Origin of the sequence: Microbacterium sp. NPDC091662 (assembly GCF_044756705.1) — a bacterium.
Lineage (GTDB): Bacteria > Actinomycetota > Actinomycetes > Actinomycetales > Microbacteriaceae > Microbacterium.
Window position 1 is genome coordinate 615,560 of sequence record NZ_JBIVTM010000002.1, and the last position, 24,268, is coordinate 639,827.

25 protein-coding genes are annotated in these 24,268 nt (G+C 69.0%); 11 read left to right on the plus strand and 14 right to left on the minus strand.

Features of this window, described 5'->3' with window-relative positions; genetic code table 11:
• Positions 1-15 precede the first annotated feature (15 nt).
• The 9 genes from ACIQLD_RS16280 (at position 16) to ACIQLD_RS16320 (ending at position 10,867) form a co-directional block, all read left to right on the plus strand.
• The gene (locus ACIQLD_RS16280) at positions 16-2,106 is read left to right on the plus strand and encodes a fibronectin type III domain-containing protein (RefSeq protein ID WP_402609616.1); all 2,091 of its coding nucleotides are present in this window, start codon (positions 16-18) and stop codon (positions 2,104-2,106) included.
• Positions 2,107-2,190: 84 nt separating this feature from the next.
• Complete coding sequence (gene coaA / locus ACIQLD_RS16285; protein ID WP_402609618.1) at positions 2,191-3,144, plus strand: type I pantothenate kinase; 954 nt, start codon at positions 2,191-2,193, stop codon at positions 3,142-3,144.
• 75 nt (positions 3,145-3,219) lie between these two features.
• Positions 3,220-5,067, plus strand: a complete 1,848-nt coding sequence (gene glmS / locus ACIQLD_RS16290; RefSeq protein ID WP_402609620.1) for a glutamine--fructose-6-phosphate transaminase (isomerizing) — start codon at positions 3,220-3,222, stop codon at positions 5,065-5,067.
• A gap of 94 nt (positions 5,068-5,161) precedes the next feature.
• On the plus strand, positions 5,162-5,521 hold the full coding sequence (locus ACIQLD_RS16295; RefSeq protein ID WP_402609622.1) for a holo-ACP synthase: 360 nt from the start codon (positions 5,162-5,164) through the stop codon (positions 5,519-5,521).
• The gene (alr, locus tag ACIQLD_RS16300; protein ID WP_402609623.1) at positions 5,518-6,624 is read left to right on the plus strand and encodes an alanine racemase; all 1,107 of its coding nucleotides are present in this window, start codon (positions 5,518-5,520) and stop codon (positions 6,622-6,624) included. Before ACIQLD_RS16295 ends, alr begins: the two co-directional genes overlap by 4 nt.
• Complete coding sequence (tsaE, locus tag ACIQLD_RS16305; RefSeq protein WP_402609625.1) at positions 6,621-7,103, plus strand: tRNA (adenosine(37)-N6)-threonylcarbamoyltransferase complex ATPase subunit type 1 TsaE; 483 nt, start codon at positions 6,621-6,623, stop codon at positions 7,101-7,103. The genes alr and tsaE overlap by 4 nt, the downstream gene beginning before the upstream one ends.
• Positions 7,100-7,924 (plus strand): response regulator transcription factor, encoded by an 825-nt coding sequence (locus ACIQLD_RS16310; protein WP_402609627.1) that lies wholly within the window; start codon positions 7,100-7,102, stop codon positions 7,922-7,924. The genes tsaE and ACIQLD_RS16310 overlap by 4 nt, the downstream gene beginning before the upstream one ends.
• A 211-nt stretch (positions 7,925-8,135) precedes the next feature.
• A complete protein-coding gene (locus tag ACIQLD_RS16315) occupies positions 8,136-9,734 on the plus strand; it encodes a sensor histidine kinase (protein ID WP_402609629.1) in 1,599 nt (532 codons plus the stop codon).
• A complete protein-coding gene (locus ACIQLD_RS16320) occupies positions 9,731-10,867 on the plus strand; it encodes a hypothetical protein (RefSeq protein ID WP_402609631.1) in 1,137 nt (378 codons plus the stop codon). Before ACIQLD_RS16315 ends, ACIQLD_RS16320 begins: the two co-directional genes overlap by 4 nt.
• Before the next feature lie 15 nt (positions 10,868-10,882).
• Here the strand turns inward: ACIQLD_RS16320 and csrA are convergent, their stop codons facing one another.
• The 12 genes from csrA to ACIQLD_RS16380 are packed head-to-tail and all read right to left on the minus strand — an operon-like array spanning position 10,883 to position 20,129.
• Positions 10,883-11,134 carry a carbon storage regulator CsrA gene (gene csrA / locus ACIQLD_RS16325; RefSeq protein ID WP_402609633.1) on the minus strand — a complete coding sequence of 84 codons (252 nt, stop codon included), beginning with the start codon at positions 11,132-11,134 and terminating at the stop codon, positions 10,883-10,885.
• Positions 11,135-11,138: 4 nt separating this feature from the next.
• Complete coding sequence (locus ACIQLD_RS16330; protein WP_402609635.1) at positions 11,139-13,199, minus strand: flagellar biosynthesis protein FlhA; 2,061 nt, start codon at positions 13,197-13,199, stop codon at positions 11,139-11,141.
• Entirely contained in the window at positions 13,196-14,287 is a 1,092-nt protein-coding gene (locus ACIQLD_RS16335) for a flagellar biosynthesis protein FlhB (RefSeq protein ID WP_402609637.1), read from the minus strand. The genes ACIQLD_RS16330 and ACIQLD_RS16335 overlap by 4 nt, the downstream gene beginning before the upstream one ends.
• Positions 14,284-15,045 carry a flagellar biosynthetic protein FliR gene (locus ACIQLD_RS16340; RefSeq protein WP_402609639.1) on the minus strand — a complete coding sequence of 254 codons (762 nt, stop codon included), beginning with the start codon at positions 15,043-15,045 and terminating at the stop codon, positions 14,284-14,286. Before ACIQLD_RS16340 ends, ACIQLD_RS16335 begins: the two co-directional genes overlap by 4 nt.
• Before the next feature lie 4 nt (positions 15,046-15,049).
• Positions 15,050-15,322: a flagellar biosynthesis protein FliQ gene (gene fliQ, locus ACIQLD_RS16345; RefSeq protein ID WP_017828226.1), complete on the minus strand. Its 273-nt coding sequence runs from the start codon at positions 15,320-15,322 to the stop codon at positions 15,050-15,052.
• Positions 15,319-16,134: a flagellar type III secretion system pore protein FliP gene (gene fliP / locus ACIQLD_RS16350; RefSeq protein ID WP_402609641.1), complete on the minus strand. Its 816-nt coding sequence runs from the start codon at positions 16,132-16,134 to the stop codon at positions 15,319-15,321. The genes fliQ and fliP overlap by 4 nt, the downstream gene beginning before the upstream one ends.
• The gene (locus ACIQLD_RS16355; RefSeq protein ID WP_402609643.1) at positions 16,131-16,595 is read right to left on the minus strand and encodes a FliO/MopB family protein; all 465 of its coding nucleotides are present in this window, start codon (positions 16,593-16,595) and stop codon (positions 16,131-16,133) included. Before ACIQLD_RS16355 ends, fliP begins: the two co-directional genes overlap by 4 nt.
• A gap of 32 nt (positions 16,596-16,627) precedes the next feature.
• Entirely contained in the window at positions 16,628-17,287 is a 660-nt protein-coding gene (gene fliN, locus ACIQLD_RS16360) for a flagellar motor switch protein FliN (RefSeq protein ID WP_402609645.1), read from the minus strand.
• Positions 17,284-18,216, minus strand: a complete 933-nt coding sequence (locus ACIQLD_RS16365; protein WP_402609647.1) for a flagellar motor switch protein FliM — start codon at positions 18,214-18,216, stop codon at positions 17,284-17,286. The genes fliN and ACIQLD_RS16365 overlap by 4 nt, the downstream gene beginning before the upstream one ends.
• 49 nt (positions 18,217-18,265) lie before the next feature.
• Complete coding sequence (locus ACIQLD_RS16370) at positions 18,266-19,075, minus strand: flagellar motor protein MotB (protein ID WP_402609649.1); 810 nt, start codon at positions 19,073-19,075, stop codon at positions 18,266-18,268.
• Positions 19,072-19,881, minus strand: a complete 810-nt coding sequence (locus ACIQLD_RS16375; protein WP_402609651.1) for a motility protein A — start codon at positions 19,879-19,881, stop codon at positions 19,072-19,074. The genes ACIQLD_RS16370 and ACIQLD_RS16375 overlap by 4 nt, the downstream gene beginning before the upstream one ends.
• Positions 19,881-20,129, minus strand: coding sequence for a flagellar FlbD family protein (locus ACIQLD_RS16380; RefSeq protein WP_402609653.1), 249 nt, complete (start codon positions 20,127-20,129; stop codon positions 19,881-19,883). The genes ACIQLD_RS16375 and ACIQLD_RS16380 overlap by 1 nt, the downstream gene beginning before the upstream one ends.
• 233 nt (positions 20,130-20,362) lie before the next feature.
• Here ACIQLD_RS16380 and ACIQLD_RS16385 point away from each other — a divergent pair, with 233 nt between their 5' ends.
• On the plus strand, positions 20,363-21,577 hold the full coding sequence (locus ACIQLD_RS16385; RefSeq protein ID WP_402609655.1) for a Fic family protein: 1,215 nt from the start codon (positions 20,363-20,365) through the stop codon (positions 21,575-21,577).
• A 76-nt stretch (positions 21,578-21,653) separates the two neighbouring features.
• Here ACIQLD_RS16385 and ACIQLD_RS16390 read toward each other — a convergent pair whose 3' ends face one another.
• Both ACIQLD_RS16390 and ACIQLD_RS16395 read right to left on the minus strand, forming a co-directional pair.
• Positions 21,654-23,354, minus strand: a complete 1,701-nt coding sequence (locus tag ACIQLD_RS16390; RefSeq protein WP_402609657.1) for a long-chain-fatty-acid--CoA ligase — start codon at positions 23,352-23,354, stop codon at positions 21,654-21,656.
• Positions 23,355-23,398: 44 nt separating this feature from the next.
• Positions 23,399-23,797, minus strand: coding sequence for a hypothetical protein (locus ACIQLD_RS16395; protein ID WP_402609659.1), 399 nt, complete (start codon positions 23,795-23,797; stop codon positions 23,399-23,401).
• A 62-nt stretch (positions 23,798-23,859) separates the two neighbouring features.
• On the opposite strand from ACIQLD_RS16395, the gene ACIQLD_RS16400 reads away from it, so the two are divergent.
• Positions 23,860-24,225: a cupin domain-containing protein gene (locus ACIQLD_RS16400; protein WP_402609661.1), complete on the plus strand. Its 366-nt coding sequence runs from the start codon at positions 23,860-23,862 to the stop codon at positions 24,223-24,225.
• Positions 24,226-24,268: the final 43 nt, after the last annotated feature.

Consider the following 24,268-nt stretch of genomic DNA (forward strand, 5'->3'; position numbering starts at 1 on the left):
CAGGAACCCATCGCCATGTCCACACACGCACGAGGAAGACGCCTCGCAGCAGGAGCCGTCATCGCCGCCCTCGCCGCCGGAGGAACCGTGGGACTCGCCGCCCTCCCGGCGTCCGCTGCACCGACCCCCGCCTTCGACTACTTCGCCGACACCATTGCGGGCCTGCGCGCCGGCTCGGTGTTCGAATCGGTCACCTTCGAGAGATTCGAGAGCCTCCTCAGCAGCGACGGCACTTACGCTTTCCTGCTCGGCGGACCGGAGGACCCGACGACAGCGGCGACGGCAACGGAGATCGATCGCGTCGCGCAGCAGTACGGAGTCGACGCGATCTACACGTTCGATCCGCTGCTCGACGGCGATTCGGTCGACATCCGCACCTTCGTCACCGGCGTCGCAGGCGAGGCGCCCGGTGCGCTCTACACGCGCCTCGTCGACGGCTATCTCAACAAGGACACGACCCCGGAGTTCGGCGCTGGCACCGATCCCTACCTCTTCATATACGACGGTGACCGCACGGTCGGGGGCGTGGACGACCGCATCGTCGCCTCGCTCGGCGGTACCGAGGATGCCACCACGGCAGCGACGGACGAGTACCGCCAGCAGGTGGCCGCGGTGTTCGAGGCGGTCGCCGTGAACGGGGCTGCGCGGCTGGACACCCAGTCGCAGTACGACTTCTTCTCGAACGCCGTCAACTCCCGTCACCGCGCGGCGTACAGCACCAACCTCACCGCGTACGGCGAGACGATCTTCACGCCGGCGGACGCGGAGGGCTTCGTGCTGCAGTCGATCACGTATCCCGAACTCGTCGACCTGCTCGAGTCCGACGGAGACCACACGATCCTGTTCGGCGGCACCTGGTGCCACAACACACGCGCGGTGATCCGCGACGTGAACCACAAGGCCGCAGAGTCGGGTGTGCAGACCGTGTACGTCTTCGACCTTCGTCTGGACGGCTGGAGCGGGGCGAACGCGCATATCCGCGACACCAACTCGTCGATCGCCCACCTCTACGGCGACCTGGTGCAGAAGCATCTTCCGAACCTCAAGACCCAGTACGTGCTCGATGGCAGCGCCGGACAGCGCGTAGAGTACCACCCCGGCGGTGACACGGCGGCGGCGACGGCGACCGCCCGCAAGCTCCAGGTGCCGTATCTGTTCGAGTACGACGGCTCCGACACGGCCGCCCCCATCACCAAGAACTGGATCCAGGACAACGGCCAGGCCGGGTACCGCGAGTACATGACCGAGTGGTGGTGGATCTCCGACCTGCAGGGGCCGGCCAAGCGCCCCAATCAGACCGACGAGCAGTACGAGGCCGGTCGCGCGACGAACCTCGCCTTCGCCGATGAAGCGCTCGCGAAGCTCGACGAGTTCTTCGGGATCGTCCCGCAACCCCAGCTGACCGCACCGGCGGCACCGGCGGCACCGACGGCGACGGCTGCCGGCACCGACGTCACCGTGACGTGGACGGCGCCGACCTCCGACGGCGGCTCGCCCGTCACCGGGTACTCGGTGACGCTCGGAACGGCGACCGCGGACACGGCTGCCGGCGCGACGACGCATACCTTCCGCGGAGTGCCCGCAGGCACTCACACGGTGACGGTGACTGCGGCCAACGCGATCGGCCGCTCGCCGGCCTCGGCCGCCGCATCCGTCACCATCGGCGGAAGCCAGCCCGGCGGGGGAGAGTCGCCGGGGACGGGGAACGCCGCCGTCACCGTGACCGGCGACCTCCGTCCCGGTGGCGAGATCACGGTGCGCGGCACGGGTGTCGCTTCCGGGTCGGACAGTGTGCGCGTGGAACTGCACTCCACCCCGACGACCCTCGGATCGACGGCAGCAGCGGCCGACGGCACCTTCACCCTGCGCGCACGGATCCCCGCGGCTGTGCCCGCGGGTGCACACTCCGTGGTCGTGTTCGTCGACGGCGTCGAGGTGGCGAGGGCATCGGTGACGTTGAGCGCATCGGGAGCGGCGAGCACGGGGCTGGCGAGTACGGGTGGGGACGCCGGTCTGCTCGTCGCCGGCACCGTCTCCGCCGCGCTCCTGCTCGGGGTCGGCACCGCGCTGGTCATCCGCCGCCGGCGAGGAGCCCTCGGATCCTGACGGGCGCTCGACGCGACCGGATGCCCCTGCGCTCCTCGGGGAGCAGGGGCATCCGCGCGTCCCGCACTCGAGCACGCCGATACGATGTACTCCGTGACCACCGTCGACCCCACGCTGCCGCTGTCGCCCTATCGGGAGATCGGACGCGCGGAATGGGCGCGGTTGGCCGCCGGCCTCGACCAACCGCTCACCGAGACCGAGGTCGTCGAGCTCCGCGGCATCGGGGATCGGCTCTCGCTCACCGAGGTGCGCGAGGTGTACCTGCCCCTGAGCCGCCTGCTCAGCCTCTATGCCACCTCGACGAAACGGCTCGGCGCCGCGACCTCGTCGTTCCTGCAGGAGGACGACACCACGACGCCGTTCGTCGTGGGCGTCGCCGGTTCGGTGGCGGTGGGGAAGTCGACCATCGCCCGTCTGCTGCGCGAACTCATGAGCCGCTGGCCGGGAACGCCCCGGGTCGAGCTGGTCACCACGGATGGCTTCCTGTACCCGAACGCCGAGCTCGAGCGTCGGGGGATCATGGACCGCAAGGGCTTCCCCGAGTCGTATGACCGTCGAGCGCTGATCGAGTTCCTCACCGAGGTCAAGAGCGGTGCCACCGAGGTGCGCGCTCCGTTTTACTCGCACATGCGCTACGACATCGTGCCGGACGCGAACGTCGTGGTGCGTCGCCCCGACGTGGTCATCGTCGAGGGACTGAACGTGCTGCAGCCCCCACCCGCCCCGAACGACGTCGCCGTGAGCGACCTGTTCGACTTCTCGATCTTCGTCGACGCCGACACCTCGCACATCGAGAAGTGGTACGTCGACCGTTTCCTCGCCCTCCGCCAGGCGGCCTTCAGCAACCCCTCGTCGTACTTCAACGTGTTCGCGCACCTCACGGACGAGGAGGCGATCACCACGGCGCTCGGCTATTGGAACGAGATCAACATGCCCAACCTCGTCGAGAACGTGATGCCCACGAGACACCGCGCGCGCCTGGTGCTGCGCAAGGGCGCCGACCACGATGTCGAGACGGTGCTGCTGCGCAAGCTCTGACGTCGGGGACGGGCCACCGCCCGCCCGTAAGAATGTACGGACGACTCGCAAAAAACTCGTCTTACTCTTGATCGCATGTGTGGAATCGTCGGATACGTGGGCCCGCGCCCCAGCCAGGACATCCTTCTCGCAGGCCTCGCACGTCTGGAGTACCGCGGATACGACTCTGCGGGGGTCGCCGTCATCGACGGTGAAGGCTCGCTCGGCATGCGCAAGAAGGCGGGAAAGCTCGCCGTGTTGCGCGATTCGCTCGCCGACGCGCCGCTCCCTGACGGGTCGACCGGCATCGGGCACACCCGCTGGGCGACGCACGGCGGCCCGACGGACGGCAATGCGCACCCGCACCTCGCCGACGACGACAAGCTCGCCGTCATCCACAACGGCATCATCGAGAACTTCTCCGCCCTGCGTGACGAGCTCCTCGCCGACGGCGTCGTGTTCCGCAGCGAGACCGACACCGAGGTCGCCGCGGCGCTCCTCGGACGAGAGTACGCGGGCAACGGCGGCGACCTGCAGCTGGCCTTCCGCAGCGTCGTCAACCGCCTGGAAGGCGCGTTCACCCTGCTGGCCATGCACCAGGACCACCCGGGTCTCGTGGTCGGCGCCCGCCGCAACTCCCCGCTCGTGATCGGACTCGGCGAGGGCGAGAACTTCCTCGGCTCCGACGTCGCCGCGTTCATCGAGCACACGCGCAAGGCGCTCGCGATCGGGCAGGACCAGATCGTCTCGATCACCCCGGACGCGGTCACCGTCATGGACTTCGCCGGCACTCCCGTCGAGCCCGAGCCGTTCGACGTGTCGTGGGACGCCGCCGCCGCCGAGAAGGGCGGATGGTCGAGCTTCATGGCGAAGGAGGTCGCGGAGCAGCCCGAGGCCGTCGCCAACACCATCCGCGGTCGTATCCACGACGGCCAGGTCGTCATCCCCGAGCTCGACGGGCTGGATGAACTCTTCGTGGGCATCAACCGCGTCATCATCACCGCCTGCGGCACTGCGTCGTACGCGGCGCTGGTGGGCAAGTATGCGATCGAGCAGTGGGCACGCGTGGCCGTCGACGTCGAACTCGCGCACGAGTTCCGCTACCGCGACCCGGTGATCGGCGCCGACACCCTCGTCGTGTCGATCAGCCAGTCGGGCGAGACCATGGACACGCTGATGGCCGTGAAGTACGCCCGTGAGCGCGGCGCCCGCACGCTGTCGATCTGCAACACGCAGGGCGCCACGATCCCTCGTGAGTCGGATGCCGTCGTCTACACCCACGCCGGCCCCGAGGTCGCTGTGGCCTCGACCAAGGCGTTCTCCGCGCAGATCACTGCTCTTCTGCTGCTGGGTCTGCACATGGGTCGGGTGCGCGGCGCGGTCGCCGATGCCTCGGTCGACGTCGCGGAACTCGCCGCTCTTCCCGAGAAGATCGCCGAGGTGCTCGAGAGCGAGCAGGAGCACGTCACCCAGCTCGCCGGATGGATGGCCGACACCCGCTCGGTGCTCTTCCTGGGTCGCCATGTCGGATACCCGATCGCCCTCGAAGGTGCGCTCAAGCTCAAGGAGATCTCCTACATCCACGCCGAGGGCTTCGCCGCCGGCGAGCTCAAGCACGGCCCGATCGCGCTGATCGAACCGGGGCAACCGGTGTTCGTGCTGGTTCCCTCCCCGCGTCATTCGGCCCTCGTGCACTCCAAGGTCGTCTCGAACATCCAGGAGATCCGCGCGCGCGGCGCCCGGGTGATCGTGATCGCCGAGGAGGGCGACGCCGCCGTGCTGCCGTTCGCCGACGAGGTCATCCACATCCCGCTCGCCGGAGCGATGTTCGAGCCGCTGCTCGCGGTCGTGCCGCTGCAGATCTTCGCGATGGCCCTGGCCACGGCGAAGGGCCTCGACGTCGACCAGCCGCGCAACCTCGCCAAGTCGGTCACGGTCGAGTAGAGCGTTCTTCGAGATACCCGAATGGCTTCGTTTCCACCGGAAACGGAGCCATTTGGGCGATCTCAACAGGAAGCAGGCTCGGTAGGCTGAACGGGTGATCATCGGTACCGGCATCGACCTCGTGGACATCCCACGATTCGAGCGGACGATGGAACGCACGCCACGATTGCGCGAACGACTCTTCGCCCCGTCGGAGCGCACCCTCCGCCTTCCTTCCCTCGCCGCCCGCTACGCGGCCAAGGAGGCCCTGATCAAGGCGCTCGGCGGCTCTGACGGCGTGCACTGGACGGAGATCGAGATCGCCTCCGAGCCCTCCGGCCGCCCGCACTTCGTGCTCTCCGGCTCGACGGCCGCCGTCGTCGAGGAACGGGGCATCCGCACGCTGCATCTGACCCTCACCCACGACGCCGGTCTCGCTGCGGCGTTCGTCGTCGCCGAAGGAGCACCGCTGTGACCGTCCCGTTCCGCGAAGCGACCATCGATCTCGACGCGATCGCCGACAACGTCCGGCACTTCCGCCGCCTCACCGGCGTCGAGGTGATCGCCATCGTGAAGGCCGACGCCTACGGCCACGGCGCGGCGTCGGCAGCGGTCGCTGCGCTCTCCGCCGGTGCCACCCGCATCGGTGTCGCCGAGATCCCCGAGGCGCTCGAACTGCGCAGGCAGGGTGTGCATGCGCCGATCATGGCGTGGCTGCACGCGCCGGGGGAGCGGTTCGAGCACGCTGCTGCGCAGGACATCGAGGTCGGGATCTCGTCGTTCGACCAGCTCGAGGCGGCCGGCGCCGCGGCAGCCGTCGATCGTCCGGTCGGGGTGCACCTGAAGTTCGAGACGGGGCTGTCGCGCAACGGCATCGCCCCGGCCGACTGGCCTCGAGTGCTGGCCGAGGCCGCGCGCCTCGAGCGCATCGGACGTCTGCGCATCGTCGGGCTGTTCAGCCACCTCTCCAACACCTCGGCCGAAGACGACAGAGCCGCGCTCGCGAAGTTCGAGGAAGGGGTCGCCACCGCGGCGGGCTTCGGCATCCGGCCGGAGATCCGGCACATCGCGGCCACGGCTGCGGCGATCGACCTGCCCGAGATGCGCCTCGACGCGGTGCGTATCGGCGTGGGCCTCTTCGGCCTTTCGCCCTTCGACGACCGCACTTCCGCCGAGCTCGGTCTGCGCCCGGCGATGACGCTCCGCGGGGCGATCGCCGCCGTCCGCCGAGTGCCGGCCGGAACCGGCGTCTCGTACGGGTACGACCACCGCACCGATCGCGACACGACGCTGGTGCTCGTGCCTCTCGGATACGCCGACGGGGTACCACGGAACGCCTCGGGGAAGCTCCCGGTCTCGATCGGCGGACGCCGCTTCGTGAACGTCGGGCGGATCGCGATGGATCAGTTCGTCGTCGACGTCGGCGACACCCCGGTCTCGATCGGCGACGAGGTGGTCCTGTTCGGCGACCCCACCCTCGGGGTGCCGTCCGCAACGGACTGGGCGGATGCCGCCGACACCATCAACTACGAGATCGTCACCCGCATCGGACCGCGCGTGCCCCGGCGGGCCTCATGAGCGTGGACCCCGCGTTCCTCGGTCGCCGGGAGATCGCGACCGCCGAGGAGATGGAGCAACTGGGCCTGCGGATCGGTGAGCAGCTGGAAGCCGGCGACCTGCTCGTGCTGACGGGTCCGCTCGGTGCGGGGAAGACCACGTTCACCCGCGGACTCGCCGAGGGGCTCGGCGTGCGCGGCCCCGTGCAGAGCCCGACCTTCGTCATTGCCCGAACCCATCCTTCGCTGGTCGGCCGGGCGCCGTTGGTGCACGTCGACGCCTACCGTCTCGGTTCGGCGGCGGAGCTCGATGATCTCGATCTCGACCTCGAGCATTCCGTGGTCGTGGTCGAGTGGGGACGCGGCATGGCCGAGGAGCTGGCCGACTCCTGGTGGGACATCGAAGTGGAGCGACCGGTGGGCTCCTCCGACCTCGACCCGTCAGAGCTCGACGCCGACGCACCGCGGATCGTCACGATCGTGCGCGAGAGCGTCGTATGACCACGGCCACGGATCGCGCCCTGGTCGCCGTGATCATCGAGGACGACCCCGACGTGCGATCCCTCCTGGAAGAGGTGTTCCTCGCCGCCGGCTTCGAGACGATCCTCACGGGCTCTGGGCTGGACGGGCTCGCCGCCATCGAGCAGCACCACCCGGTGATCACGACGCTCGACATCAACCTCCCCGGCATCGACGGCTTCGAGGTCGCGCGACGCATCCGGCGGATCAGCGACACCTTCATCATCATGCTCTCCGCGCTCTCCGAGGAGTCGGATGTGGTTCTCGGGCTCACGTCCGGCGCCGACGAGTATCTGGTGAAGCCGTTCCGTCCTCGTGAGCTCCGCGCACGTATCGAGGCGCTCCTGCGGCGCCCCCGTGTCGACCCCCGCTTCTCCGGACCCCGCTTCACCGACCCCCGGCCCGCGGACATCGGCCGGGCGTCGGCCGAACCCGAACCGGCGGCGGACGGTGCGACCGTCCTCACCTGGCGGGGCCGCGTGCATCGGGACCTCAGCCTCGACCTCGACACGCGTATGGTCCTGATCGGGCAGCGGCGGATCGACCTCACGCCGACCGAGTTCGACCTGCTCGCGATGCTGCTCGGAGCCGGTCTCCGCGTGTGCAGCAAGGCCGATCTCGCCCGTGGGCTGCGCGGGGCGCCCGAGGGGTCGAACGAGTACGTGAGCGAGCCGGACAAGCGGGCGATAGAGACGCACATCGCGAATCTGCGGCGCAAGCTCGGCGACAGCACCACCACGCCGCGCTACGTCGAGACGGTGCGCGGTGTCGGCTATCGCCTCACGCCTGCCGACGGGCCGTGAAGCCGAGGGGCGGGGCCGCGGCTCCCCAGCCGCGGCCCCGGTTGCCTGCGAATCCCCACTCGCGTGGCCCCAGCGTCTGCGTTGTTCCCCAGTCGCAGTGTCGGCCCCCACTCAGAATGCTAGGGGCGGCAGGGCACCTGAAGAGCGGGCTGCACCGATCTTTGAGTAATCTTGCGGCAAAGCTGAGGTTCGACGGGGAGGGTGAGCGCTGATGGTCCGCACTGTGTCTATCTGGCGCTGGCAACTCGTCTTCACCGGCAGCATCGTCGCGATCGTGGTGATGATCACCGCATTCAAACCCCAGACCTTCGCCAACCCGCTCGTCGTCGCCGGTGCCGGTCTCGTGATCGTCACCACGCTCGTCACCCTGGCAGTGCCCTGGCACCGGCTCCCGCGCACCGCGGCGACCGTCGTGCCGCTCCTGGACGCGCTCGCCGTGGGGTTCACGACCAACGCCCCCGACCTTCGGCTCGGCTTCCTCTGGGTCTTTCCGGTCGTCTGGCTGGCCAGCTACTTCACGATGCCCTGGGTGCTCGGCGGCATCGCCTTCATCAGCGCCACCCTCGTGCTGTTCGCCGATCAGAGCGGCACGCCGGCCGACATCCTGCTGCGCCTGCTCACACTCGTGATCACCCTGGGCTTCCTCGGTGTGACGGTGCGCATCGGTGCGCAGCGCTCCCGGGCCGCGCGTCGACTCCTGCAGCGACGTTCCGAGCAGGTCAACCGCGCCGCCGAGCGTGCCGAGGCGAACCAGCGACGCGTCACGCAGATCGTCGATGCGTTGAGCGTGGCACTCGTGGTCGTCACGTCGGGCGGACGCATCCTCCAGATGAACGACGCCTATCGCACGCTCTACGGTCGTGATCGCTTCGGTGCGGCGCTGCCCTCGGCTGCCGTCGAGTACGACGGCAGGCGCGGCACGGCCCTCCCGCCGTCGCGCACCTCGTTGGCTCGGGCCGCCGCGGGCGAGCAGCTGCACGCCGAGCGGGTGTGGCTGTTCGACGGCACGGGCCAATGGCGTGCGCTCGAGGTGAGCACGCAGTCCATGGCCAGCGTGGGGGAGGGGGAGGACATCACGCTCGTCGTGATCGACGACGTGACCGCGCTGCTCGAGGTCGACGAGGAGCGACGCACCTTCAACGCGGTCGTCTCGCATGAACTGCGCAATCCTCTCACCGCGATCATCGGCCACGTCGACCTGCTCCGTGAGCGCGACGACCTGCCCGGGCGGGTACCGGCGCAACTCGACATCATCGCGCACGCGGGCGAGCGTATGCAGGACCTGGTGGCGAGCATCCTGCAGCAGACCAGTCGCGCCGCTCAGGAGCCGTTCGCCCCCGTTGATCTGCGCGAGGTCGTCGAGGCGGCGGCCGCCTCGTACGCGCCGGTCATCTCCGGCAACAGACAGGAGCTCGGGATCGGAGGCGCGGCGAGCCTCGTGATCTCGGGAGACCCCTTCCGGTTGCGACAGGTGCTCGACAACCTCCTCAGCAACGCCGCCAAGTACACTCCCGCCGGTGGACGCATCGACGTCGGCCTCGACACGGCGACCACGGGGCAGGCGGAGGTCACGATCGTCGATGACGGGTTCGGGATGACCCCGGAAGATCTGTCGCGCGTGTTCGAGCCGTACTTCCGCACCGAGAGTGCCGTGCGCGCCGGCATCAGCGGCACGGGGCTGGGAATGGGGATCGTCCGCGAGATCGTCGCCGCGCACGAAGGCAGCATCGACGTGTCCAGCGAGATCGGGGTCGGCACCCGGGTGACGCTCCGCTTCCCGCCGCGTTCCCCGGAGGAGGTGCAGACGTGAACCCGCTCGTTCCCGTCAACGTCGACATCACGACGAGCATGGTGGCCGTCGTCACCGTGCTCACGGTCATGGTCGTGGGTCTGGGCACCCTCGCCCGCCCGACCAGGGCGACCGTGACCTGGGGAGCCGCCTTCGGCCTGGGGATGCTGGGGGCCTACCTCTGGCTCGCGGGGCAGCAGACGGACGAGCCGGTGCTGCGAGGAGCCGCGTCCGCACTGCTGCTGTGCTTCGAGCCACTGGTCTGGATCGGTCTGCGGATGCATCTGGAACGCCGGGCGCGCTGGTGGCCGGTCGTCGTGTTCGTCCTGATCGCACCCACACTCCTGGTGTCCACGGCCGGCAGCGTCTGGTATCTGCCCTCGTTCCAGCTCGTCTTCCTCGGCAGTGCCGTCTTCGCGGGCCTGGTGGCCTACGAGCTGCTGCGCGACAGGTCGACCGTCAAGGACATCGTGCTGCCGCTGGCCCTCGCCTCGTGCGGCTTCGTGGTGGTGGCCGTCGTGAGTGCCGCATCCGCCCTGGTCTCCGGTGGAGCCGGTACCGAAGCGCAACTGAGTGCACTGCGCGGCATGAACGCCGTCGGCACGGTGGTGGTGAGCACCTGCGCGGCGTTCACCCTGGTGCTGATGGTGCGATCGGAGCAGAAGAAGAAGGATGCCGACGACATCGCCGAGCGTGCACGACGCCGGCTTCGCAAGGCCGAGGAGCAGAACGACCTGCCGTGGTCGATCCTCGACATCCGCCTCGACGACCCGGCCGACCTCCGAGAGGCGTCCACGGGTTCTGCGTTCGCCGTGATCGTCGATCGCTTCCACCACGACATCCAGGAGGCTCTGCCGGCGTCGGCCGACGCCGATCGGATCGCAGACGGCCGTGCGATCGTCGTCATCCGCGGCAGCGACGAGTCGGTCCGTCACCACCTGCGCGGCATCCTGACACGCATCTCGGTGATCGACAGGGAGACCGCGGTCACCGGCATCCGTTCCTCGGCGAGCATCGGCTGGGCGACGGCATCCGTGGTCGGATACGACTATGACGCGCTCGTCGACGCAGCGGCCAGGGCGGCGGCCAGGGCGCGGTCCGCCGGCGGCGACCAGTGGAAGCGGGCCACAGCGGCGGATCTGACGCCCGCCTGAGACCGAGCTCCGGTTCTAGGCCAGGCGGGATTCACGGCCGCGCGCGAGGGCAGCGGCGATCGCCCCTTCGGCCGCGGCATCGGTCTCGGCCGCGGCCGACACGTTCTCGGCGACGACCGCCTCGATGATCTCGGTGCGCTGGATGCGCGTCTCACGCGGTGCCTTCACACCGATCCGTACGCTGTCGCCCTTGATCTCGAGCAGCGTGATCTCGATGTCGCCGTCGATGCGCACGCTCTCACCGATCCGCCTCGTCAAAACCAGCATTCGTTCAGCCTAGTGCTGCGGGGACGACGCCGACCGACGGCGCGGGGATGTCTCGCACGACCCCGACGGTCTCGATCGTGAGGGCGGCGGCGGTGGCCTCGGTGTACGACAGCACCGGAAGGCCGTCGGTCTGCGCCGAGACGAGGCGCCGCACGGCAGGCCGCAGCGACGGCGCGCACACCAGCACCGGCTCGCCGCCCTCCTGGACCGAGGCGACGGCCTGCTTCACGGAATCGACCACCGCCTCCATGCGCTGGGGATCGAAGACGATCTGACTGCCGTCGTCGCCCGGGCGCAGGCTCTCGAGCATCGCCTGTTCGAGCATCGGGTTGATCATCACCACGCGCAGGGTCCCGGCGTCCGCGAACCGGGCGGCGATAGCGGGCCCGAGCGCGGCCCGAGCGGCCTCGATCAGGCCCTCGGGGTCGGTGGAGACCCTGGCGCGCAGCGCGAGCGCTTCGTAGATGCGGCTGAGGTCGTTGATCGGCACCCGCTCGGCGAGGAGTCCCTGCAACACGCGCTGGACCTCGGCCAGCGACATCAGCGCGGGCGTGAGCTCCTCGACGGCGGCGGGCGAGACCTGCTTGAGGGCGTCCGTGAGCTGGCGCACGTCCTCGCGGCTGAGCAGACGCGCCGCATGGGCATGGACCACGCTGGAGAGATGGGTGATGATCACGCTCGCCCTGTCGATGACGGTCGCCCCCGCGAACTCGGCGCTGTGGCGCATCTCCATCGGGATCCATTTGCCCTCGAGCCCGAAGACCGGGTCGAGCGTCGCGGTGCCGGGAAGGCTGTCCAGTCCCTGCCCGAGTGCGAGCACGGAGCCCACCGGCGCCGTGCCGCGGCCGGTCTCGACGCCGGCGATGCGGATCACGTAGGTCGCCTGGGGCAGCTCGATGCTGTCGCGGGTGCGCACGGGAGGGGCGATGAGGCCCAGGTCGAGGGCGATCCGGCGCCGGAGGGCCTTCACACGCGCGAGCAGGTCGTCGGGGCCCCCAGTGACCAGATCGATGATGTCGGGGGCCAGCAGGATCTCGAGCGGATGCACGCGCATCTTCTCGATGAGCTCCTCCGGCTGGTCGGTCGGGACGGTCGCCGGGTTCTGCGCTGCGGCGGCCTCCTGGCGCTTCTGCGTCGCCTTGATGCGCTGCGCGATGAGCAGGAGCACCGCGCCGATCGCGACGAACGGCAGCATCGGCATGTGCGGGATGAGCGACATGATGATCGCTGCGCATCCGGCGATGATCAGCGCGTTGCGGGACTGACCGAGCTGTGCGGAGGCCGCCGTCCCCATCTCCGCCTCCGCCGTGGAACGGGTCACGATCATGCCGGTGGAGACCGCCATGAGCAGGGCGGGGATCTGCGTGACCAGGCCGTCGCCGATCGTGAGCAGGCTGTAGGTGCTCACGGCCTCGTCGATGGTCATGCCGTGCTGCACGATGCCGATCGCGATGCCGCCGACGATGTTGATGATGATGATGACGAGTCCGGCGATCGCGTCGCCCTTGACGAACTTGGAGGCACCGTCCATCGCACCGTAGAAGTCGGCTTCGGCGGCCACCTCCGCCCTGCGCTCACGGGCCTCGGCGTCGGTGATGAGTCCGGCGTTGAGGTCGGCGTCGATGGCCATCTGCTTGCCGGGCATCGCATCGAGCGTGAATCGTGCGCCGACCTCGGCGACGCGCTCGGCGCCCTTCGTGACCACGACGAACTGGATGACGACGAGGATGAGGAAGACGACGGCACCGATGATGAGCGAGCCGCCGACCGCGATGGCGCCGAACGCTTCGATCACCTGCCCCGCGTACGCCTCGCCGAGGACCAGACGGGTCGAGGCGACGTTCAGTCCCAACCGGAACAGGGTGGCCACGAGCAGCAGCGAGGGGAAGACCGAGAAGTCGAGCGGCTTCTTCACGAACATCGACGTGAGCAGGATCACGAGCGCGAACATGATGTTCAGGATGATGAGGATGTCGAGCAGGAACGGCGGCACCGGCACGACGAGGAGCATGATGATGCCCACGACGCCGATCGGCACCCCGAGCTTGGGAAGCAGCTGTCTCATGCGGTCCTCCGGTAGGGAAGGGAGTGGATGCCACGGGCGGCCCCGCGTCGTCGCAGCGAGTCGACGAACACGAGCACGCGTGCCACGGCGTTGTAGAGGTCTTCGGGAATCTCATGGCCCAGCTCGCACGCGGCGTGCAGGGCCCGGGCGAGGGTGATCTCGCGCACCAGCGGCACCCCGGCGCGCACGGCCTCGTCGCGGATGCGCTCGGCGATCACGCCGCTGCCCTTCGCGACCACCTTGGGGGCGGCGCGGCCGGGCTCGTATCGCAGCGCGACCGCGATGTGGGTCGGATTGACCACCACGACGTCGGAGCCGGCGACGGCGGCGATCATGCGGTTGCGGCTGACGGCGAGCTGACGCGAGCGTCGCTGCTGGCGGATCAGCGGATCGCCTTCGGAGTTCTTGCTCTCGTCGCGGATCTCGCGCTTGGTCATGCGCGTGTGCTTGCGGTTGCGCCGCATCACCACGAACATGTCGATCGCGGCGAGGGCGAGGCCGACCCCGATCGCAGTCTGTAGCAGTGCGGTCGTGCCTTCGCTCGCGACGCCGAGCAGGCGAGAGATCGAGTGCGCGCCGCTCGCGGTCAGCACAGGCATCAGGCTCGCGATCACGAACCAGAGCGCGATGCCGATGGCCGCGGTCTTCATCAGAGCCTTGGCGCCCTCCCAGAGAGCCTGCATGCCGAACACCCGTCGGATCCCGGTGACGAGGTTGAACTGCTCGAAGCGCCCGGTGAGCGGCTTCAGGTGGACCCCGCCCTGGACGACCGCACCGATCAGGGTGACGATCGCGACGGCTGCCAGCATCACGGCGAGTGTCGGCATCACCGAGGCGAGGCCGCGGCCGAGGGCGGCCAGTGCCGCCTCCGGAGTCGGGGCGTCGACCAGGGAGGTCAGGGTGAGCAGCTGCTCGGTTCCGGCCGACGCTCCCAGCGCGATGGCGGCGGGCATGGTGACGGCTGCCGCGCCGATCCCCAACCAGGCGGTCAGATCCTGGCTGCGCGACAGCCGCCCCTTCTTGCGAGCCTCACTGAGGTGCTTGTCCGTCGCCTTCTCGCTGCGTTCGCCGCTGTCCGTGCCGCTCACTCGTGCACTCCCTGCATCATGCGCAGGGCCTGCGCGGCGAGGGAGTCGACGATGCCGGGGAGCACTGCATACACGGTTCCGGCGAGCAGCAGCGTCAGCAGGATCTTCACCGGGAAGCCCATCGCGAACGCGTTCAGCGCCGGGGCGACGCGGGTGATGAGCCCCAGCCCGACGTCGGCGAGGAACAGCACGAGCACCAGGGGGCCCGCGATCTGCACGGCGGCGAGCACCATCTGCGAGACCCCGTCGACCAGGATCTCTGCCGGACCCGCCGCCTGGAACATGCCGTCGACGGGCACGGCCTCGAAGCTGCGGGCGAGGCCGGCGAGGATCAACTGGTACCCGCCGGAAGCGAACAGCAGCGTCAGCGCTGTCAGGTGGAAGAGCCGGGTGAACTGGGCGCCGTTCACGAGCGAGTGCGGGTCGAAGGCCTGGGCGAGCTGGAACCCGCCGAACACGTCGATCAGGCTGCCCGCCGCCTGCAGTGCCGAGAAGCACAACAGGACGAGGAAGCCGAGCAGGGCACCGGTGACCAGCTGCAGCACCAAGGCGCCGAGGAACGGCCCGGTGTCGAGGTTCTCGTAGCCGGGGGCCACGGCCGTGCCCACCGCGAGGGAGAGCCCGATCGCGAGCATCGCCTTCACGCGCACCGGGATCGCCCCGTACGAGAACGGCGGGGCGATCATGACGAACGCCGTGATGCGAACGGCGGCGAGCATCGTGGCCTCCAACCAGGCGAAGTCGATCGGGATGTACACGCGGTCATCCGCTCAGCAGCGAGGGGATGCGCGCGAACATCTCGTTCGTGAAGGCGATCATCTCTGCGATCATCCAGTTGCCGGCGATGAGCAGGGCGATGCCGACGGCGACGATCTTCGGCACGAACGACAGCGTCACCTCCTGCACCTGGGTGATGGACTGCAGCAGCGAGATGGCGAAGCCGACCACGAGGGCGGTGACCAGCACGGGGGCGGCGAGCTTCGCCGCGATGATCAGCCCCTGTGTTCCGATGTCGATGACGGCTTCGGGACTCATCCGACCCCTCCGTAACTCTCCAGGAGCGCCCGGATGATGAGCCCCCACCCGTCGACGAGGATGAACAGCAGGATCTTGAACGGCAGCGAGATCATCACGGGCGGGAGCATCATCATGCCCATCGACATCAGGGCCGCGGCCACGACGAGGTCGATGACCAGGAACGGGACGAAGATCACGAAGCCGATGATGAACGCGGCCCGCAGCTCGGAGATCATGAACGCGGGGATGAGCGTGTACATCGGGACGCTCGAGGGGTCTTCGGGGTTGGGCTGACCCGCCATCCGGGTCATGAGGGCGAGGTCCTCTTCGCGAGTGAAACGGAGCATCCACTCCTGCAGCGGCAGCTGACCGACGTCGATGGCCTGCGTGAAGGTGAGCGTGCCGTCGATGTAGGGCTGCACAGCGACCGTGTTGATCTCGGTGAGCACCGGCCACATGATGAACAGCGACAGGAACAGCGACAGGCCGGCCAGCACTTGGTTCGGCGGGATGGTCGGCAGCGAGAGGGCGTTCCTGGTCATCGCCAGCACCACGAAGATCTTCGTGAACGACGACATCATCAGCAGGAGTGCGGGGGCGACCGAGAGCAGGGTGATACCCAGCAGGGTCAGGATCGAGCCGGAGGGGCCGCCGTCGACGCCGTTGATGTCGATCGTGACGCCCTCGCCCGGGTCGTCGGGCGTGACCTGCGCCTGGGCAGCGGTGCCCGTCAGGAGCGTCATCACGATGACGAGCGCCGCGGCCGCGGCGACGATCAGCGCGATTCGTCGCAGCGCTCGCCCGTCGACGACCCCACGGGGCGCGCTCATCGCGTGCGCCGGATGGCCTCGGCGGTCTGGCGCCAGGTTTCGGGGGAGAGGATGGATCCGCGCAGCGGGTCGTTCCGGTGGCGTACCCGGCGCTGAGGCGCCGATGATGCGGGAGAGGCGGTCGCCGGCTCGGTCAGGGCGGTGGCGGCGAGGATGCGATCGAACTCCTCGGCGTCGGACGCCGCGTCGGAGGTCGCCTCCGACCACGTCGACCGCGCGGTCTCCTCCGGCTGATCCGTTGGCCTGACCGGCAGACGATCGACGACGTTCACGCCGTGCTCGGTGACGCCGAGCACATACCGGGCGTCCTCCGTCTGGATCACGACGATCTGTGCCTTCGGGCCGACCCCCTGGCGCCCGAGCACCGTGATCGCCTCGCTGTCGCGACGACGTGCCTGCGTGCGCGCGACGCGGCGCTGCAGGAACCACAGCACCCCGAGCACCGCGGCGAGCGAGAGCACGACCCGTAGGCCGAGCAGGAGGTCGTCCAGGGTCAGGCCTCGACGTTCTCGAGGATGCGGGTGATCCGCACCGCATAGTCCTGATCGACGACGACGACCTCGCCGTGCGCGATGATGCGGCCGTTGAGCTTGATGTCGGCGGGAGCACCGGCGGAGCGGTCGAGCTCGACGATGCGCCCCGGCTCCAGATCGAGCACATCGCGAACCGCCATCCTGGTGCGTCCGATCTCGACCGTCAGTTCCATCTCGACGCCGGCGATGCGGTGCAGTCGTCGCGAGGAGTGGGAGACTCCCGCCGGTGCACGGGTGACGACGACGGCGAGGCGGCCGACCGTGTGGTCGGCGTCGTCCTGCAGATCGAAGAGCTGCACCGCCGGGTCGGCGAACAGAGAAGAGGCATCGCCGATCGTGGCTTCGCCCAGAGCCCCGGAACCCAGTGCGCTGGTCGCGCTCTCGAGGGCGTCGCCCAGTCGATCGGCCAGGGGTGTTCCGCCGAGGCCGTCGACCAGGATCTCCGGCTCGAACAGCTGTACAGCCAGTTGCGCGCTCGCCTCGCCCACGAACCGCACGATCAGGGCGTCGCCGGTGTCGCCGGAGACCTGCGAGGCGCGCGCGACGAGAGGGGAGGCCGTGGGCAGCGATGCGGCGAAGGCGGCGGCGACGGCCGACTCGTAGGTGGTGGTGCTGGTCACGCGGGCTCCTCGGCGAAAGCGGGATCGGGGACGGTGGTGGTGACGACGCAGGCCAACCGTGCTCCTGCGCTGCCGACCGCCGCGGTGGCGACGATCTGATCGCCGACGGCGAGGACCATCGGGCGGTCGGCGGAGTGCGGGAACGCGATGACGTCGCCGACGGACAGGTCCAGGACCTCACGGGGCAACACGGCGCGCGGTGAGAGACGCAGCGCCACCTCGACCGGGGCGACCTCGACCTGGCGACGGATCCGTGCGGGGGCGGTGGAGCGCTCGTCGTCGGAGGGGCGCACGGTGAAGCCGGCGAGCACGGAGGCAGGCAGCATCACGCTCGTCGGCACAGTGCGACCGGCGAGGCGCATCGAGAACCGTGCGACGATGACGGGTTCGCCGGATGCCGCCACCTGGGCGAACTGCGAGCTGTACTGGATCCCGCTGAAGGTGACTCCGGCGGGGAGGAGACCGTCGAGTGCACCGGTGAGGTGGTCGATCGCGTCAACGATCAGCGAGCGGATCAGGGCCTGCTCGATCGGGGTGAACGTGCGGTCCTCCGAGGCTGCGGATGCACGTCCGCCCACCATCTGCACGATCCAGGCGGTCGCGGCCGACGTCGGCAGCTGCACGATGAGGCGCTCGTCGGAGTCGGGCAGGGCGCACACGATCATCGTGGTCGTCGTCGGCAGCGACTGGGCGTACTCGCCGTACGTCATCATGCCGACATGTTCGACGGCGATGGTGGCACGCACGTGGATCTTGGCCGAGAGCTGTGCGGACCACTGCCGGGAGAAGGTCTCGAAGGCCAGTTCCAGGGCGCGGGTGTGCTCGCGCGACAGGGTCGCCGAACGACCGAAGTCGTACACCTCGACTTCGGCGCTCTTCGTCGCCGCCCCTGCGCGCACTTCGGAGCGCACGCTGTCCTCGATCACCACGAACCGGACTATCGGGCGGTGAACGGCGTGCGTTAGGTGAGAGCGTGGGTCAGGAGGACGGCTTTCCCGCCTGTGCCTGGGGGATGAGCGCGCGCACCTCCTCGCTCGCTCCGGAGAGCACGACGATGTCGACTCGCCGGTTCTGGGCCAGTGCTTCGGGAGCATCGCCCGCGGCGACCGGCCTGGTGTCGCCGAATCCGACCGACTTCAGGTGCGCCGGCGGAAGCCCGGATGCCTCGACGAGGTGCCGCAGAACCTGGGTGGAGCGACCGGAGGACAGCTCCCAGTTGGTGGGGTAGGGCGCGACTGATCCGCGCACGTCGGCGTGACCCTCGACCGAGATCTCGTTGGTGGTGGTGATCAGCACCGATCCGAGGGCATCGAGCACCAGGACCGCCTTGGCGCTGAGCGTCGTGCTGTTCGTGTCGAAGAAGGTCTCGGCACTCACGAGGCCGATCGTGAGGCCGCGCTCGTCGATCGTGAAGGTGACGTCGGCTTCGAGCCCGTTCTGGGCCAGCACCTGACGCAGGCGCTCGCGCAGGGCCGTCAGCTCGTCGAACTCGGTCTGCGCGGCGGCGAGGTCGATGTCGGCGAAGTCCTCGCCCTTCTCGTCGACCAGTTCCGGGGGCACGACCACGCCCGTCGTCGCGTCGATCTCGTCTGAGGGCTCCTGGCCGAAACCGGTCGCGAGGGAGGCGCTGAGCGCCTCGAACTTCTCCTGGTCGACGGTCGACATGGCGAACAGGACGATGAACATGCACATCAGCACGGTGACCATGTCCATGTAGGACGCCATCCACCGCTCGTCCGGACCGCTGTGCTCCTCCTGCGGCACGCGACGACGGGCACGGACGCTCATGACGCCTGCTCCGTCTCCTCGGCTGCTCGGGTGCGGGCCTTCCGGCCGGAGCGGGCGGAGGAGCGCTCGGACACGAGGGCTCGCAGGCGCTCTCCGACGAACTGCGGCGGTGCGCCGGCCTGGATCGCGAGCATGCCCTCCATGAGCACGGTCATGCGTTCGAGCTCGAGCTCGCCGAGACGCTGGAGGCGTCCGCCGATGGGCAGCCAGATGAAGTTGGCCGAGAGCAGACCCCACAGCGTCGCCACGAATGCTGTCGCGATCATCGGACCGAGCGTGTCGGGTTTGTCGAGCTTCTCCAACACGTGCGTGAGGGAGACGACGGTGCCGATGATGCCGACCGTTGGCGCGAAGCCGCCGAGCGTCATGTAGAAGCGTGAGGCGGTGCGGTTGCGGGCGGCGGTCGAGGTGAGTTCGTCCTCCAGCAGCGTTCGCAGGTCTTCGGCGTCGGTGCCGTCGGCGATGCTCTGCAGTGCCTGGCGCAGGAACGGGTCCTTCTCGTCTTCGAGTCCCTGCTCGAGGGCGAGGAGCCCTTCGGCGCGCGCCTTCTCGGCGTAGCCGACCACCGTGTCGATCATGCTCGACGCAGTGCGGCGCTCGCCGCGGAAGGCGCGGGGGAGCGACTTGACCGCGTGCAGCGCATCGCGCATCGTGCCGCTCGCGATGCCGACGGCGATCGTGGCTCCGAAGACCAGCACCATCGGGGCGGGGATCAGCAGCGATCCGATGGTCGCGCCTTCGAGGTTGATCATGGCGATCAGGGCGCCGAACGCGAGGACCAGTCCGAGGATGAGGGATGGATCCATCAGAGACCGACCTCGGAATCGGGGGCGTCTGAATCCGTTCCGGCGGTGCTGATCAGAGCGGCGGCCGTGGCGAGCACTCCGGCGCGGAACCGGGTGATCTGGGCGATGACGTCATCCATCGTCTCGGTGACGACGAAGGTCGCACCGTCGACCATGATGAGCGTCGTGTCCGGCGTCGCCTGGACACGTTCGATCAGGTCGGGGTTCACCGCGAACCGCGAACGGTTCAGGCGCGTGAGGACGATCATGGGCTCCATCCTGGAAAGATCCGTCCGTGTTCCGGGGAGCACGGACCCGACGGCCCGTCCTGGGCTGTCGGGGGTGACTGTCGGCTGGCGGCGGTCGGACGTTAGTCGAGCCCGGTTCAGGGAGGTGCGCGCGACGAAGTTTCCGTCGGCGGGGGGAGCAGAAGCGCGACCAGTCCGAAATTACTCGTCTTTAATAGATATAAACCTTAGTAACGAGTGCAATACTCGTCTTTGTGGACACTGATGCACGTACGCCGGGAACCGGGTGGCCGGCACATACCGTGGAGACGCTTCCGTGGCGCCAACAGGTCCGTGGCGGCACTCGGGAGGATCGGACGCTGGCATCCGTCGACCCCACGATCCCTCCGATGATCGCGGGTCTCGACTTCGCCGCTCCCACGGCGACGGTCGTCGCCTCGGAGGGTGCTCTGCTTGCTATCGCGCAAGCGGATACCGACGCAGAGGGGCATTCGGCGGCGCTGAGCCGATTCATGATGCGCACAGAATCCGTCGCGTCGTCGAAGATCGAGCGGATCACCGCCAGCGCGACCGACTACGCCAGGGCGCTGGCCGGCAACCGTTCGAACGCGTCGGCCACGAGCATGGTGGCGGCGAGCACGGCGCTGCATGGCCTCGTCGCCGGAGTCGGCGACCGAGGTCGGTTCGCGGTCGAGGACCTTCTCATCGCTCATCACGACTTGATGAAGGACGATCCCGTCGAAGCGGCGTATGCCGGTCGTTTGCGTGACATGCAGAACTGGATCGGGGGAAGCGACCACTCACCGCGAGGTGCGCTTCACGTGCCACCGGCGCCGCAACGAGTCCCCGCGTTGATGGACGACCTGATCACTTTCCTCAACCGAGACGACATCCCGGTGATGGTGCAGGCGGCGATCGGACATGCGCAGTTCGAGTCCATCCATGCGTTCACGGATGGCAACGGTCGTCTCGGCCGCGCTCTCGTGTCGGCCGTGCTTCGTCGCCGTGGCGCTGCCGTCAACGCCGTCGTTCCCCTGGCGAGCGGGCTTCTCGCCAGACGGGACGAGTACTTCGCCGCGCTCGGCGACTATCGGCTGGGTGAGCCGTCGCCGCTCATTGCCCTGTTCGCCCGGGCGGCTCGTGCAGCGGCTTCGTGCTCGCGCGAATCCATCGCCCGCATCAAAGGTCTTCCCGACGAGTGGGCGAACGAGCTGCGCCCGCGGGCCGGTTCTGCGGTCGCTGCGCTGATTCCCGGGTTCTACGATCACCCCGTCATGGCAGCAGGCGAGATCGAGCAGCGCTCAGGTTCGTCGGAGCAACAGGCCTACAAGGCCATCGCTCAGCTCGAAGCGGCAGGATTCGTGCAAGAGATCACCGGACGCAAGCGGGACCGTGTCTGGGTCGCCGCCGAACTGCTCGCGGAGCTCGACGACCTCGACCGGCGGATCCAGGCGGAGATGGGCAACTGAAGGACCAACCGGCGGGACCTGCGCTCACGTGGGCATCTCTCCGAGCTGCTTCGTGCGCGACCGCGACCGCGACGGGTCAGCGGTCGGCGAGCAGGCGGTCGCGCACCTGACGACGCAGTACCTTGCCGATGAGCGAGCGGGGGAGGTCGTCGACGGCCGTGATGCGACGAGGCACCTTGTAGGGGGTGAGGCGGGTGCGGCAGAAGTCGCGCAGCGCATCCACATCGAGAGCGGCGCCTTCGCGGAGCACGACCGCGGCGGCGACCTCTTCACCACCGTGGGGCCGCGGCAGGCCGACGACCGCGGCAGCGACCACATCCGGGTGGGCGACCAGCGCGTCTTCGACTTCGCTGGGCGACACGTTGAAACCGCCGGTGATGATGAGCTCCTTGAGACGGTCGACGATGCTCACGAAGCCGTCGGATGAGACCTGGGCGATGTCGCCGGATCGCAGCCAGCCGTCCGGCAGCAGGGCATCGGCCGTCTCACCAGGACGCCCCCAGTACCCCTGGAAGACCTGCGGCCCGCGGATGAGAAGCTCACCGGGCTCGCCAGGTGGCACGTCGACCGTCGGGTCCGCCGGATCGACGACGCGGATCTCCGTGCTCGGGAAGGGCACCCCGACGGTGCCGGGGCGACGCGTGGGACCCATCGGATTGCCGAGCGCGACCGGTGAGCTCTCGGTCATGCCGTAGCCCTCGACGAGGAGGCCGCCGGTCGCCTCCTCCCAGCGCTTCACCGTGGCGACCGGAAGGCTCATGGCTCCGGAGATCGCGAAGCGGACCGTCGAGAGGTCGATGGTCCCGCGGGCGGCCGCACGCGCGAGCGCGTCGTAGATCGGCGGCACGGCGGGGAGGAAAGTGGGCGGCGTCGAACGTGCCGCCGCGGTGACCAACCCCAGGTCGAATGTCGGGAAGAGGACGAGCCGGGCGCCGATGCTCATCGCGAAGGTGAGGCAAAGGGTCATGCCGTAGGCGTGGAACAGCGGCAGCACGCCGTAGAACGTCTCCTCGCCGTCGACGAGACCCGGCACCCACGCCCGCCCCTGCATCGCATTGGCCCGGAGATTCGCGTGCGTGAGGATCGCCCCCTTCGGAACGCCCGTCGTCCCGCTCGTATACTGCAGCAGGGCGATGTCGTCCAGCCCCGGTCCCGCCACTCGTCGGGAGATGCGACGGTGATCGGCGAGACCTTTCCACGCGATCAGGTGCCGCGCCTTCGGGGTGCCGGTGAGCTTCGCGCGGGCCTCGCGGGCACGGGGCAGGGGCAGGCGCAGCGCGAGGCGCTTCGACAGCGGCATCGCCGCGGTGATGTCGACGCTCACGATGTGCTCCACCCTGACATCGGCGGGGAACCCGGCGACCGTGTCGACCGACTTGTCCCACACGACGGCGACCCGTGCACCGTGATCCTCGAACTGATGCCGCAGTTCGCGCGCGGTGTAGAGCGGATTGTGCTCGACCACGACCGCGCCGAGTCGGAGGATCGCGTAGAAGGCGACGACGTGCTGCGGGCAGTTGGGCAGCACCAGTGCCACCCGGTCACCGTGGCGGACGCCGAGGCGCCGCAGACCCTCGGCCGCCCGTTCGACCTGCTCCCCGAGTTCGCGGTAGGTCGTGACCGCGCCGAAGAAGTCCAGTGCCGGGCGCCGGCCGAACGACTTCACACTCGCCGACAGCATCTCCGGCAGGGTCTGCGACGGATCCGCGATCTCCGCGGGGACACCCTCCGCATAGGAGTCGAGCCAGGGGCGTGAAGCGAGAGGGGAGTCGGACATGTCTCCATCCTGCCCGGGATCCCTCTCAGCGGACACCGTACCCGTCAGCCGACGAACAGGAGCACGATCGACATGGCGACGGCGGCCGCGCCGACACCGGCCAGAGTGATCCCCAGCACCTGGAAGGCATGCAGCAGGGGGCGTCGGGGTTCGAACCGCATCAGGCTCGGGTGCCGCTCACTGAGGAACGCGTCGGCTTCTTCCCGCCCGTGCCAATGGGCCGACTCCTCCGCGCGGAGTGGGCGCTCCCAGAAATCGCCGGCGGCGAACCAGCGTGCACGCGCCCGGCCGCCGCCCTCGTCCACGATGACGACCTCATGAGGTACCCAGGGGCCGTCGTGCACCTTGACCAGGAACACGATCACGAGCAGGGGGAGCCCGAGCCCGAGTCCGATCCACGAGAGGACCTCGGCGATGGTGCCGACAGCGTCGACCGCGTTCATGACCGGCTCCGTTCTCCCTCAGACGACAGTACCGGCGAAACCCGGCGGCCTAGGCTGGCGAGGTGAACGAAGACACGCGGAACGTGCAGGCGGCGCTGGCGACCATCACCGAGCATTGGCAGCCGCACCGGCTGACGAGCATCAACGACTACGACGTCAAGGTGGTGAAACTGCTCGGGGAGTTCGTCTGGCACACCCACCCCGACACCGACGAGCTCTTCATGGTGGTGCACGGGCAGTTGACGATCCAACTGCGCGACCGCGATGTGGTGCTCGGACCGAACGACGTCTTCGTCGTTCCGAAGGGCGTCGAGCACTGCCCGCGCGCGGATGCCGAGGTGCACGCGATCCTCTTCGAGCCGAAGGGCACCGTCAACACGGGCGATGCGGGCGGTGAGCTGACCTCGGAGCTCCGCGAGTTCGGATAGCCGGACGACGCACAACCGCCGTATCGACTGTCAGCTCGGTTCG

Coding starts and splice junctions, on each gene's coding strand:
- ACIQLD_RS16375 (WP_402609651.1), bottom strand. CDS start 19,881: ATGGATCCATCCCTCATCCTCGGACTGGTCCTCGCGTTCGGCGCCCTG.
- glmS (WP_402609620.1), top strand. CDS start 3,220: ATGTGTGGAATCGTCGGATACGTGGGCCCGCGCCCCAGCCAGGACATC.
- coaA (WP_402609618.1), top strand. CDS start 2,191: ATGTACTCCGTGACCACCGTCGACCCCACGCTGCCGCTGTCGCCCTAT.
- tsaE (WP_402609625.1), top strand. CDS start 6,621: ATGAGCGTGGACCCCGCGTTCCTCGGTCGCCGGGAGATCGCGACCGCC.
- ACIQLD_RS16315 (WP_402609629.1), top strand. CDS start 8,136: ATGGTCCGCACTGTGTCTATCTGGCGCTGGCAACTCGTCTTCACCGGC.
- fliQ (WP_017828226.1), bottom strand. CDS start 15,322: ATGAGTCCCGAAGCCGTCATCGACATCGGAACACAGGGGCTGATCATC.
- ACIQLD_RS16390 (WP_402609657.1), bottom strand. CDS start 23,354: ATGTCCGACTCCCCTCTCGCTTCACGCCCCTGGCTCGACTCCTATGCG.
- ACIQLD_RS16330 (WP_402609635.1), bottom strand. CDS start 13,199: ATGAGACAGCTGCTTCCCAAGCTCGGGGTGCCGATCGGCGTCGTGGGC.
- fliP (WP_402609641.1), bottom strand. CDS start 16,134: ATGAGCGCGCCCCGTGGGGTCGTCGACGGGCGAGCGCTGCGACGAATC.
- csrA (WP_402609633.1), bottom strand. CDS start 11,134: ATGCTGGTTTTGACGAGGCGGATCGGTGAGAGCGTGCGCATCGACGGC.
- ACIQLD_RS16370 (WP_402609649.1), bottom strand. CDS start 19,075: ATGAGCGTCCGTGCCCGTCGTCGCGTGCCGCAGGAGGAGCACAGCGGT.
- ACIQLD_RS16310 (WP_402609627.1), top strand. CDS start 7,100: ATGACCACGGCCACGGATCGCGCCCTGGTCGCCGTGATCATCGAGGAC.
- ACIQLD_RS16280 (WP_402609616.1), top strand. CDS start 16: ATGTCCACACACGCACGAGGAAGACGCCTCGCAGCAGGAGCCGTCATC.
- ACIQLD_RS16395 (WP_402609659.1), bottom strand. CDS start 23,797: ATGAACGCGGTCGACGCTGTCGGCACCATCGCCGAGGTCCTCTCGTGG.
- ACIQLD_RS16380 (WP_402609653.1), bottom strand. CDS start 20,129: ATGATCGTCCTCACGCGCCTGAACCGTTCGCGGTTCGCGGTGAACCCC.